We start from the raw sequence: 11,853 nt of genomic DNA on the forward strand, positions 1-11,853 counted from the left end.
CTTCGCCGGCTCTCACCAGCGTTTAATGTAATGCTAATTATAGCGCAAGCCCGGGTTGTTTTCACCTGTGTTGCGCACGTTGCACAAAAACGGCGGCACCACTGTGTGTGCCGCCGCCTTGTCAAGCCCAAGCGATTTTTGTGATCGCGTATTCCTGGACCCGCTTAGCGCCTTTTGGCGTTTCGATGATCACCGTGCTCCGCTCCTGATATGGTTTGACCGTCGCCGGGTGAATCTCGGCAATGATGCCCTTCAAGATTTTCTTATCGATGGTGTGGATCGACACCTTTCGCTTCGTCAGTAATGCGTCCTCCAGTAAGCCAATAATCTCAGTGGTGCGTTGCGCCATGAGCAAGAACCTCCTTTTGGGTGCTTTTGATAACGCTTTCAGTATACGCGTTATCCCCGCAAAAATCAGTAGCCGGCGGTCAAGTCGACGCGATTTTTGACGATCTGACCCGTGGCAGCCAAGGCCTCGAGGTTCGGTTTAAAAATTTGGTAAACCGCCTCACGCAGGTGTGGCACGGTGCCCGAAATATGAGGCGTGATCAGCACGCGCGGCTCCTGCCACAGCGGATCGGTGCTGGGCAGCGGTTCTTGCTCGAAGACGTCCAGCGCCGCCCCTGAGATGCGACCGGCGTGGAGCGCATTGCGCAGGGCCACCGTGTCAACGGTTTGACCGCGCCCAACATTGACGAACAGCGGCGCCTGCTTCAGCCCATTGAAGAAACTCACGTTGAAAAAGTGCTGCGTGGTGGCGGTCAGCGGCATCACATTGATCAGCACGTCGGCACTTTCCGCAAAAGCAGCGGCCTGTTCATCGGTGCCGACCTTCGCAAAGCCCTCGGCGGCGTTGCCGTGCCGGCTGATTCCCCACACCGTCATGCCCTGCTGGTTGAGCCGGCGGGCGATCACACGGCCGATGTGCCCGGTGCCAAAAATCACTGCCGTTTTGCCGGCTGGCAGCCACATTTCCGGCCGCCGGGCATCGTTGTCCCACTGCCGTGCAAATGGCACCAGGCCGCGGGCAAACGCCAACACCATGGCCAGGGTCGACTGCGCGATGGGTTCAGCGTGAATGCCGCTGGTGTTGGCCAGTTGAATGCCTTGCTGCTGGAACTGCGTCAATGGCAGGTAATCGACACCCGCTGACATGGCCTGAACAAATTTAACGTGATTCGGCCCGGCAATCAGCTCAGCGCCGACCGCGTCCCACCCTAATATCACGTCGATGTTTTCGGCTTGGTCTTTGGTGTAGGCAGCCTTTGAAATCACGTGCCAGTCCGGATGCTCAGCAAAATCATCGGCCGCGCTGCTTGGCAGCCCGTACAAAGCCAAAATATTCATTACGCGCTCCTTTTAATGGCGCCGCTGCGCCCAGAACTGGAAGTAATCCGTGCGAATCGTCCCGTTGTAGAGCTTGCGCCGCTTAGTCGCCTTTTGCCCAAAGGCTTTTTCAAACTCCAAGTCGGCAGTCAGAATGTAGCGGCTCCAGTTGGTCAGCCCGCCGTAGACCTGGCCCATTTCACGATACAGCGTGCGGGCCGCGTCCAGCTCGCCAAGCCGTTTCCCGTATGGCGGGTTGGCCACTAAGACCCCGTGCTGGTCGTTGTCGAGACGGTTATCCTTGACCGCTAGCTGCTTGAAGCGAACGGTTTGGCCCAAGCCCGCCTGCTTGGCATTTTCCTGGGCGATTTCAATCATTTTCGGATCGAGGTCGAACCCCTGGATGTCGAGTTCTCGGTCAAAGTCCGCCGCGTCCATTGCCTCATCCTTCACGTCCTGCAAAATTTGCGGATCCATGAAACTGAAGTTCTCAAACGCAAAATGCCGCTGCAGCCCGGGGGCGATATTCAGGCCCCACAGCGCCGCTTCGATTGGAATCGTGCCGGACCCCGTAGTCGGATCGACAAACGGCATGTCCGGGTGCCAGCTCGTCAGCATGACCAGCGCCGCCGCAAAGTTTTCCTTCAGCGGCGCTTCCCCTTTGGCGATTCGGTAGCCGCGCTTAAATAAGCTCGGCCCGGTCGTGTCGATGGTCAACGTCGCCACATCGCGCAGAATCGAAACTTCCAGCGGGTAAGTCTTCCCAGTTTCTGCCAGGCGGCCGCGCCGGTGGTAAACCGTCGCCAGTTTATCAACGATGGCTTTTTTAGTGATGGCCTGCACGTCAGGCTCGGAGTGCAGCTTCGAGCGCACGCTGCGGCCTTCCACTGGAAACGCAGCATCGAGCGGCAGGTACTGATCCCATGGCAACGCCTTAACGCCCTCAAACAACTCGTCAAAAGTGGTGGCAGTGAACTGGCCGACCACGATTTTCACGCGGTCAGCAGTGCGCAGCCATACATTGGCCTTGGCAATGGCCGTCTCGTCGCCCTGAAAGTACACTTTGCCGTTATCGGTTTGCTCGTCGAAGCCCAGGTCGCGGATCTCCCGCGCGGTCAAGGCTTCCAGACCGGAAGCCATGGTGGCCAGTAATTTATATTGCATAATAGTCTCCTTTTCTGTCGTTTCAATGTTACCCCAGAAAAGGGGCCGTGTCACCGGAAACGAATAGGTAAAACATGCGGCTTTGGTGGGTGCTTTTTGGACCGGGACTGATCGTGTTTTCTGGTCTTAACGGACAAAACCGCCAGCCCTTCGCCTGTTGATCTAATCGGGCTTTGGGTCGACAACGCCCGAGCGCTTAGCTGCTACGCATGTCAGCTTGTAGCTCGCAAAGCTCGAACAAGCTGATCAACGCCAGAGGCCTCACCGCCAAAAAGCGGCGGCAACGCCTCTGGCTTGGCTGCCTGTCCCCCTAAGTGCGCCAAGTCTTCGCACCTTACTTTAATCGGGCTACGGGCTCGCAACGCGGGAGTGGCTAGCTACGCACAAGCCCTCGCCGGCCAAAATCGCCGGCAATGCCTTGCGCTAGGCTAGCCATCCCGCTAAAACCGCCAGCCCTTCGCACCTTACATAATCGGGCTACGGGTTCGCAACGGGGAAGTGGCTAGCTACGCTCGAGGCCTCGCCGCGAAGAAGCGGCGGCAATGCCTCGAGCTAGGCTACCCATTCTCCTAAGTGCGCGACCCCTGCGCACCTTGCCTTTCGCACCTTACAAAAAAACAGCCCGGGGATACCCCGAGCCGCGCCTGTTTGCAGTTCTCTATAAGCCATGTTTTGTTCCAGCACCAAGTCAGGCCAAGGTGCCTTCAGTAATCATCTATCTCAGCTTTCGCTGTTAGGGCCATCGGTTCAATTTCCTAGGCCTTGCGCCCCTACCAAAGTTTGGGTTACTCGCTCGCGGGGTTTACCCGTTCCAGACTGGCGGTTTCCCGCCAGCATCGTCTCTGTGGCACTTTTCAGACCGACTCACGCATAGCCGAGGCCTTAGCGCTTTGGGTCGCCGTTACCGTAAACGGTACTCAGGCTTATTGGGCCTGACGCGAACACTCCAAGCATCGCAGCTTGGGCGGGCATGGACTTTCCTCACCAGACAAACGCCTGGCGCGATTACTCGAGAACTGCAAATGAATTCACAAATTTAGTACTGATCGATTCCAGACTGGTCGTCGTGCGTGCTTTGGCCGCCGTCGGAAATCTTGCTGCCAAAGACGTGACGCTCCAGATTGGAAAGCCGCTTCAAAATGTCGTAGTTGGTTGCAGTCGCACTGGGCTGCTGCGGTGTGGCCGCGGCCACGTTCTTCGAAACGGATAACTGCTTGGTCAGCTCGTCAACGCGACTGCGCAATCGCGCATTCTCCTCGCTGAGACGATCCAGCTCGGCGTTGTAGCTTTCGTAATCCTTGATGACTTGGTCGAGAAATTCATCGACCTCGTCAGGATCGTCACCGCGCATGACTTTTTTGAAATTCTTGTCCAAAATGGCCTTAGGGTCAAGTTGAACACTGAATGTATTTTCCTTGCTATCCATATCCAGCACCTCATTCGAAGACTTACTGAAACTATTGTATCATACCACTAATCGCATTAAAACTGCTCATTTGCCTGGTTTTCGGCCCAGTCGCGCGCAGCCTCTTCCAAGTCTTCCATCCCGATCAACGTCAGCGGATAAGCGCGCCGGCTGCTTTCCGCCTGCGCGCCTTGGTACGCAAACCGCGGCTTACCTTCAAAATCCGGGTCGTAAACCAACAGCGCGCCGTCCGTGTGATGCAGCATAAACTGTGTGTAACCTGAGAGCTGCCTTGGGTTTTGATATGGGGCGCTCGAGGTCGGCTGAGTGAAGTCGACTTGGGCCAGCAGCGTCTGAAGACGATTCTGATTGTCCTCATTCCACTGGTGCCCGAAATCGGCAAATGGCAGCATGACCGCCACCTTCAAGTCCGGATAATCCGGCTTCAGGCTGAGCGCCACTTGGGCACCCCACTGCTCGATGCCAAGCTCACCGCCGGTAATGACCCACTTCAGGCCGTCGTCCAAAAGTGGGATCAGTGCATTTTTTAAACTATACTTAATCACCGTGATCTTGGGGTCATCTTCCCCGTGAGTGCTTAGTTCCCACGAGCGATACCCAGTCAGCCAAAGGCGTGTCAGCATAACGGTTCCCTTCTCATTAGGTCACGACCGGCCAAGATTGATATAATGGCGCTAGGAGCGTGAACATATGGCTATTCATTACCCCAATGGTAAAGCATACGAGAGCGGCAAGCAAACCGCCGAGGACGCTGTCAATTACGGCGGTCGCGGCATGACGCTAGAAGCCGAACTCAATGCTAGCAATCAATATTATCGCGCGGCCAAACGTGCGGTCATTTATAAGAAACCAACCCCGATCCAGATTGTCAAAGTGGACTACCCCCAGCGCAGTCAGGCAGTGATCAAGGAGGCCTATTTTAAAACCCCTTCGACCACCGACTACAATGGCGTTTACCAGGGTTACTACGTCGATTTTGACGCCAAGGAGACCAAAAACAAGCAGAGTTTCCCGCTCAAGAATTTCCACCCGCACCAGATCAGGCATCTCAATGCCTGCCTGGACCAAGGCGGGATCTGTTTTGCGTTGATCCGCTTCGTGTCGCTGAACCGGCTGTTTGTCTACCCGGTCAGCGACTTGAACCACTGGTGGACCGAGAGCCTGAACAACGGGCGCAAGTCGATTCCGCTCAAGGCCATCGAGACGGCCGGCTTTGAGCTGCACCCCAAGCTCCAGCCGCTGATCCCTTACCTGGACGGCGTGGATTGGTTGATCAAAACGAAGAGAGGCACTCAAAATGGCTAATACACCATCACGCATGGCGCGCAAACAAGCACGCAAGCCGAAGAAAAAACGGCGCTGGCTCACGGTACTCAAAACTCTGCTGATCATCTTTGTGGTTGGCGTGGTCGCCGGCATCGGCCTGTTCGCCTATTATGCGTCCAGCGCACCCAAAGTGACGGAATCCGCCTTGAAATCTGGCGGCAGCTCCACCCTTTATGATAAATCAGGCAATGCGATCACCACCCTCGGCGTCGAAAGTCGCACTTATGTGAACGCCGATGAGATTCCCCAGACGCTGAAAGACGCCGTGGTCTCGATTGAAGACCGGCGTTTTTATCAAGAGCGCTGGGGCATCGACCCGATTCGCATCGCCAGCGCCGCGATGAACAACGTCGTCGGCCGAGTCACCGGCCGCGGCTCAGGTCTGCAAGGCGGGTCAACCTTGACCCAGCAGCTAATCAAGCTGTCTGTTTTTTCCACCAAGGCGTCTGACCAAACGCTGAAGCGCAAGGCGCAGGAAGCCTGGCTGGCCATCAAACTGGAGCAGTCATACAGCAAGGAACAGATTCTCGAGTTTTACATCAACAAAGTCTACATGGACAACGCGCAACGCGGCATGGGTACCGCGGCGAAGTACTACTTCAATAAGGATTTGAAGCAGCTCGACCTCGCCCAGATGGCGCTGCTTGCCGGTATGCCGCAGTCCCCCGCGGGCTACGACCCTTACCAGCACCCAGAAGCCGCCACCACGCGCCGCAATGAAGTGCTTTCCGCGATGGTGACGAACAAGAAAATCAGCCAGGCCCAGGCCGATGCGGCCAAAGCCCAGCCTGTCACCGACGGTCTGGTGCCGCAGAAGACGCAAACCACCAACACCGGCACCGATAAGGTCATCGACTCTTACCTCACCTCTGTCATTAAGGAAGTAAAGGCCAAAACTGGCGTCGATCCGTACAGCGAAAATCTCAAAATTTACACCAACATCGACATGAAGGCACAGCAACGGCTATACGATATCGTCAACACCGATAAGTATGTCCAGTTCCCGAATGACTCGCTGCAAACCGCTGTGACCATCACCAACCCGAACAACGGCAACGTCATCGCCCAAATTGGCGGCCGCAAGACTGGCGATGTCCGCCTGGCGTACAACCGGGCCACGCAAAATGACCGCAGCAACGGGTCGACCATGAAGCCGCTGCTCGACTACGGCCCGGCAATTGAGTACCTCAACTACTCCACCTACCAGCAAATGGAAGATGAACCATTCATGTGGCCGAATAGCACGGTATCAGTTAACAACATCGATCACCAGTTCTTGGGGCGGATTTCCATTCGGGAAGCCCTAGTCAAATCGCGGAACCCGGTCGCCGGCCGGACGCTGAAAGCGGTTGGCCTTTCCAGGGGACTGAACTTCCTGAAAGGCTTGGGCATCACGCTGCCAGAAAATCAGCGAGTTTACCCGAGTGCCATCGGGGCTTCGGTGACCACCGAGCAAGAAGCCGCCGCTTATTCCGCCTTTGCCAACGGCGGCACGTACTACAAGCCGACCTATGTCCGCAAAGTCGTTGACATGGAAGGCCGCACCACCAACTTCACCAGCAACGGTACGCGCGCGATGAAGGCAAGCACCGCCTACATGATCACCGACATGCTTAAAGGCGTGTTGACCAACGGGACCGGCGTTTACGCGAAGATCTCAGGGCTTCAAGAAGCCGGCAAAACAGGCACGTCAGACTATGGTCCTGAAGAACTGAAAACCAACCCCGCTTTGTCCGGGTTAGCCAAGGACATCTGGTTTACCGGCTACACCACGCAGCGCACCATGTCGATTTGGACCGGTTACGACAAACCGTTACAAAATGGCTTGGGCAACGGTTCCAACCTGATTGCCCAACAAATTTACAAAGCGATGATGAGTTACATGGTCGACAGTGAAAATCTGCCGAATAAGGACTGGACGAAGCCGAGTTCAGTCTTGGTCGAGCACATTCTGAAGGGATCCAACCCTGGCACTGCGGTCACCGGCAACACGGCAAACACGACGCGCGAATTGTACGTTCGCGGTCATGGGCCGTCAACTAAGACCGCTGTGGCAGATACGCCGTCAAGCTCGTCCAGCACCAGTTCAACTTCGAGCACGACTTCTAGCAGTGAATCCAGTTCGGTCAGTTCATCAAGTGAGCTGCCATCAAGCAGTTCAAGCAGCGCTGAAAGCAGCAGCGAGCCCAGTGTCAGCTCTTCGTCTGCCAGCGGCGGCTCGCCCGGGCCAGACGGTACCACGCCTCAGTGACGCCAGTAAGTGAATATGCAACGCGAAAGGCCTTGCCCAAACGGGCAAGGCCTTTCGTATGGTCTAAGCAGGAACGGTGACGAGCGTCGTTTTGATGTGGTGCTCTTCAAAGAGCTGCACGGCGTACGGGTCATTGCGGTAATCGTGCGCAAAATAGACGCGCGTGACACCGGCTTGGATCAGCGCCTTGGTGCAGTTGAGGCACGGGTAATAGGTCACATACAGCGCCGCCCCTCGCGTGGAGACCCCGTTTTCGGCGCACTGCAGGATGGCGTTCATTTCGGCGTGAAGGGTACGAATGCAGTGACCATCGCGCATCAGGTGCCCAGCGTCATCACAGTGCGGGTCGCCGGAGATGCTGCCGTTGTAGCCGGTGGCGATGATGCGATGGTCAACCACCAGCAGCGCCCCCACTGTCGCCCGCTCACAAGTGGAGCGCTGAGCCACAACAGTGGCCAGTTGCATGAAGTATTGGTCCCAAGATTCGCGGCGGACTTGCCGCGTTGAGGCAACAATTTGATCGGTCATGTTACTTACCTTCTTTCAGCGGGGAATAGTCGTCCTTGAATGCCTGCCAGGCAGGGTCGGCAGGCAACTGTGGGTGGCGCGCCGTGAGCCATTCCCGGCCCAGCCGGATCAGCCCGCGGTGCAGACGAATCCAGGTGCTCGGCGGCATCAGGTGTTCAAGGCGGGCCTGGATCTGGTCAGGGGTCGCTTTTTGCGGGGCAATGCCAAAGCCCTTGATGATCCGACTGACGTGCGTGTCAACGGCAATGCCGGGAATGCCAAACGCGTCGGTGCGGACCACGGTGGCGGTTTTGCGCCCGACCCCTGGCAAACTCGTCAGTTCGGCATAAGTCTGAGGTACGGTGCTGTCAAACCGCGCGACTAACTCAGCCGACAGCGCCTTGAGGTATTTTGCCTTGTTGTGGTAAAGGCCCAGCCGGTCGATTTTCGCTTCGATGGCGGGAATGGAGGCTGCTGCCATCGCGCTTGGCGTCGGGTACGCCGCAAACAGCGCCGGCGTGCAAGCATTGACCGCAACGTCCGTGGTTTGTGCAGACAGCATCACTGCCACCAAAATCTGGTAAGGGGTTTGCGCGTTCAACGTCGGCTGCGGATCTGGGTATAGTTTGAGCACCAGGCTCAGCAGTTCCTGAGCCCGGGCGTTGGTCATCCTGCTCATAGCCCTAAGTGCCTTTCCTGTTCAGCTTGTACCTGAGCCGGCGTGGTCAAATGTTTTTTCTCCCAGTTGATCAAGATGCGATCCATGTACCGCAACGAATAGGCCTGATTGAGCACGGCCTCACGCAGCGCGAGGTTGATCATGTCTGGCGCGTAGTGGTCGATCGTCAGCCAATCAGTGATGGTCTGCTGCTCGATTGGCGACAGCGGCCGGCCGAATTCAGCCTCGATTTGACTGAACACCTGCTGGTCCGGTGCCGCTGCTGGGGAAACCGGATGCCCGGAAGTGGGCTTTAGAACCGTATCCAAAAGCGGCGTCACGTCGTACTGATCCAGCGTGCGGCCACCCTGACCAGGCCGCTGCACCAGCTGGATGGCGTTTTTTTGAATCAGCGTTTCAATCACGGTGTACAGGTCTTGCTTTTTAAGCTTCGTCGCCGAGGCCAGCGCGCCAAGTTCAGGTGCTTCCTCGTGGTGCTGCCCCCAGTCAGCCAGAAACAGGTACACCACGAACTCCCGGTGCGTCAGCGTCGTCTCGCTAAAGTGCGCGAACAGCGCCTGCGACAGACTGGTCTGTCCGGCCGCCAGATAACTGCTTAAATCTGCCATGAAGATCCCCCTTTCTGAACAAAAAGGCCGGGCCTAAGCCCAGCCCAAGCATCACGGCTTTAAGCGGTTGATCATCCGTGGGAACGGAATTGATTCGCGCAGGTGATCCAAGTGGCAGATCCAGGTGATCGCCCGCTCGAAGCCCAGTCCGAACCCGGAATGCGGCACGCTGCCGTACTTGCGCAGATCCAAGTACCATTCGTACTCGGCCAGGTCCAGCCCCTTGGCCTCGATGGCCGCCTTCAGCTTGTCATAGTCGGTTTCACGCTCGGAGCCACCGATAATCTCGCCGTAACCTTCCGGGGCTAGCAAATCGGCGCAGACATACGTGTCCTCCCGTCCTTCTTCTGGCAGCATGTAAAACGGCTTGATGGCCTTCGGGTAGTTCAGGACAAACACCGGCTGCTCGAATTGCTCAGACAGGTAAGTTTCCTCAGGAGAGCCCAAATCGTCGCCCCATTTGGTGTCAAACCCGCCTTCCTGCAGCATTTCGATGGCCTTGTCGTAGCGAATTTTTGGATAAGGGGTTTTGGTATAACGCTTGAGAATTTCCGGATCACGGTCGATCAGCTTCAGTTCATAGGCGCAGTTGTCAAGAACGGACTGCACCAAGTACGCGATGTAGTTTTCCTGCACCCTCAGGCTTTCCTCTTGGTGCGTGAAGGCCATTTCAGGTTCGATCATCCAAAATTCCGTCAGGTGCCGGCGAGTCTTGCTCTTTTCCGCGCGGAAGACCGGGCCAAACGTGAAGACCTTGCCGTACGCCATGGCACCGGCTTCGGCGTAGAGCTGGCCGGACTGGCTCAGGTAGGCTTCCTGATCGAAGTAATCCGTCTCAAACAACTCGGTGGTTCCTTCCGGCGCGCTGCCGGTCAGAATTGGCGGATCCATCTTGATGAAGCCTTCCTGGTTGAAGAATTCGTATGTGGCCCGGACCATTTCGTTGCGAATCTGCTGAATCGCGAACTGGCGCTTGCTGCGCAGCCAAAGGTGGCGGTGATCAAGCAGAAATTCGATTCCGTGCTCCTTCGGGGTAATCGGGTAGTCTTCACTTTCCCCCACCACTTCGATGTCGTGCACTTCGATTTCGTAGCCAAAATGGCTGCGGGCATCCTCGTGGATCTCGCCAGTCAGCCACATGCTGGTTTCCTGCCGCATTTCTTTGGCGGTTTGGAACACCTCTTCGCTGACCTTATTCTTCAGCACGACTCCTTGGAAAAAGGCCGATCCATCACGCAGCTGCAGGAAAGCAATTTTCCCGCTGGAGCGTTTGTCCGTCAGCCAGGCCCCGATGCGGACTTCTTCGTTTACGTGATCCTTTGCGTCTTTGATGCGGATCTCTTGCGTCATTGGTTATTTCCCCTCACTAGTTATTTCCAACAAAATTTTCGATACGGCCAACCGCGTCAAGCAATGAGGCCTTATCCGTTGCGTAGCTCAGCCGCGCGTAGTCCGGCATGCCGAACGCGCGCCCTGGCACCAGTGCCACCCCGGTTTCCTGCAGCAGCGCCGAGACAAACTCGTCGACACTGGTGTAGTGCGTGAGCGCGGCGGCACGCTTGACCTGCGGAAACAGGTAAAACGCCCCTTGCGGCTTTTCAGGCAGATCGAAGCCCGGCAGCTTTTGCACCAGCGGAAAAATCGTGTTCAGCCGGTCTTCAAACGCCTGGCGCATGCTTGCCACCGCGGTGCCGTCACTGGAGAAGGCGGCCACCGCCGCGTACTGACTGGCCGCAGTCGGATTGCCGGTTGCGTGCCCCAGCAACTTGCCCAAGGCGCCAATCAATTTTTCTGGTCCGGCCGCAAAGCCGATGCGCCAGCCGGTCATCGCGTATGATTTCGATACTCCGGAGATCAGCACCGTATTTGCAGTAATGGCCGGATCGATTTCGATCATCGAGGTGTAACTGGCGCCGTTGTATATCAGGTCGCGGTAGATATCATCCGCGATAACCAGGATGCCGTGCTGCAGCGCCCAGTTACCGATCAGTGTCAGCTCCTGGCGGGAGTATACCGCCCCACTGGGATTTTGCGGTGAGTTGATGATCACGGCGCGGGTTTTGGCTGTCCGCTGCGCTTCCAGCTCGTCGACTGTCACCTTAAAATGCGCAGCCGCCACAACGGCGCGCGGCACCCCACCAGCCAGCCGGATCTGTTCCACGTACGAGACCCAGCCGGGCGTTGGGACTAAGACTTCGTCGCCTGGGTCCAGCAGCACCTGAAACAAGCCGAAAAGGGCCATTTTAGCCCCGGTAGTCACGGCAATTTGCTCCGGCTCGTACGTCACACCGGTTTGCGCCGCCACGTGTGCGGCAATCGCGGCTTTAAGCTCCGGAATCCCAGTGGCCGGCGTGTAGAAACTCGCCTGGCCGGAATTGATCGCGGTCGTGGCCGCGGCGTCGATAAAGGCCGGCGTCGTAAAGTCCGGCTGGCCGATCGAAAGGTCGATCACGTCCTGCCCGTTGGCCTTCATTTGCTTCGTGAGACTACTGATTGCCAGTGTCGCCGAAGGGGCCACGCTGTTAATACGTTTTGCTAAATGCATCCAATTCCTCCTCGAGGAGCC

At 56.9% G+C, this 11,853-nt stretch carries 12 protein-coding genes and 1 other RNA gene; 2 read left to right on the forward strand and 11 right to left on the reverse strand.

Annotated features, from left to right (window positions below; genetic code table 11):
• Positions 1–121: 121 nt before the first annotated feature.
• The 6 genes from JUE30_RS01510 to JUE30_RS01535 form a co-directional block, all read right to left on the reverse strand.
• A complete protein-coding gene (locus tag JUE30_RS01510; protein WP_203623308.1) occupies positions 122–349 on the reverse strand; it encodes a hypothetical protein in 228 nt (75 codons plus the stop codon).
• Between the two features lie 65 nt (positions 350–414).
• Complete coding sequence (locus JUE30_RS01515; protein ID WP_203623309.1) at positions 415–1,347, reverse strand: NAD(P)-dependent oxidoreductase; 933 nt, start codon at positions 1,345–1,347, stop codon at positions 415–417.
• Positions 1,348–1,359: 12 nt separating this feature from the next.
• Positions 1,360–2,490 (reverse strand): class I SAM-dependent RNA methyltransferase, encoded by a 1,131-nt coding sequence (locus JUE30_RS01520; RefSeq protein ID WP_203623310.1) that lies wholly within the window; start codon positions 2,488–2,490, stop codon positions 1,360–1,362.
• 656 nt (positions 2,491–3,146) lie between these two features.
• Positions 3,147–3,507, reverse strand: an RNA gene (gene rnpB / locus JUE30_RS01525) — RNase P RNA component class B.
• 19 nt (positions 3,508–3,526) lie between these two features.
• Complete coding sequence (gpsB, locus tag JUE30_RS01530) at positions 3,527–3,916, reverse strand: cell division regulator GpsB (protein ID WP_203623311.1); 390 nt, start codon at positions 3,914–3,916, stop codon at positions 3,527–3,529.
• 56 nt (positions 3,917–3,972) lie between these two features.
• Positions 3,973–4,536: a DUF1273 domain-containing protein gene (locus tag JUE30_RS01535; protein ID WP_203623347.1), complete on the reverse strand. Its 564-nt coding sequence runs from the start codon at positions 4,534–4,536 to the stop codon at positions 3,973–3,975.
• A gap of 70 nt (positions 4,537–4,606) precedes the next feature.
• Here JUE30_RS01535 and recU point away from each other — a divergent pair, with 70 nt between their 5' ends.
• Together recU and JUE30_RS01545 are read left to right on the forward strand one after the other, a co-directional pair.
• A complete protein-coding gene (gene recU / locus JUE30_RS01540; RefSeq protein ID WP_203623312.1) occupies positions 4,607–5,221 on the forward strand; it encodes a Holliday junction resolvase RecU in 615 nt (204 codons plus the stop codon).
• Entirely contained in the window at positions 5,214–7,493 is a 2,280-nt protein-coding gene (locus JUE30_RS01545; protein ID WP_203623313.1) for a transglycosylase domain-containing protein, read from the forward strand. The genes recU and JUE30_RS01545 overlap by 8 nt, the downstream gene beginning before the upstream one ends.
• 63 nt (positions 7,494–7,556) lie before the next feature.
• Here the strand turns inward: JUE30_RS01545 and JUE30_RS01550 are convergent, their stop codons facing one another.
• Genes JUE30_RS01550 through JUE30_RS01570 form a run of 5 tightly spaced genes read right to left on the reverse strand, consistent with a single transcriptional unit; the run spans position 7,557 to position 11,832 of the window.
• Positions 7,557–8,021 (reverse strand): deaminase, encoded by a 465-nt coding sequence (locus JUE30_RS01550; protein WP_203623314.1) that lies wholly within the window; start codon positions 8,019–8,021, stop codon positions 7,557–7,559.
• 1 nt (position 8,022) lies between these two features.
• The gene (gene nth / locus JUE30_RS01555) at positions 8,023–8,670 is read right to left on the reverse strand and encodes an endonuclease III (RefSeq protein ID WP_125754594.1); all 648 of its coding nucleotides are present in this window, start codon (positions 8,668–8,670) and stop codon (positions 8,023–8,025) included.
• 5 nt (positions 8,671–8,675) lie between these two features.
• Positions 8,676–9,287: a DnaD domain-containing protein gene (locus tag JUE30_RS01560; RefSeq protein WP_203623315.1), complete on the reverse strand. Its 612-nt coding sequence runs from the start codon at positions 9,285–9,287 to the stop codon at positions 8,676–8,678.
• A 51-nt stretch (positions 9,288–9,338) separates the two neighbouring features.
• Positions 9,339–10,637 carry an asparagine--tRNA ligase gene (gene asnS / locus JUE30_RS01565; protein WP_203623316.1) on the reverse strand — a complete coding sequence of 433 codons (1,299 nt, stop codon included), beginning with the start codon at positions 10,635–10,637 and terminating at the stop codon, positions 9,339–9,341.
• 16 nt (positions 10,638–10,653) lie between these two features.
• A complete protein-coding gene (locus JUE30_RS01570) occupies positions 10,654–11,832 on the reverse strand; it encodes a pyridoxal phosphate-dependent aminotransferase (RefSeq protein WP_203623317.1) in 1,179 nt (392 codons plus the stop codon).
• Between the last annotated feature and the right edge of the window lie 21 nt (positions 11,833–11,853).

The organism is Lacticaseibacillus sp. 866-1, from assembly GCF_016861825.1.
Taxonomy (GTDB): Bacteria; Bacillota; Bacilli; order Lactobacillales; family Lactobacillaceae; genus Lacticaseibacillus.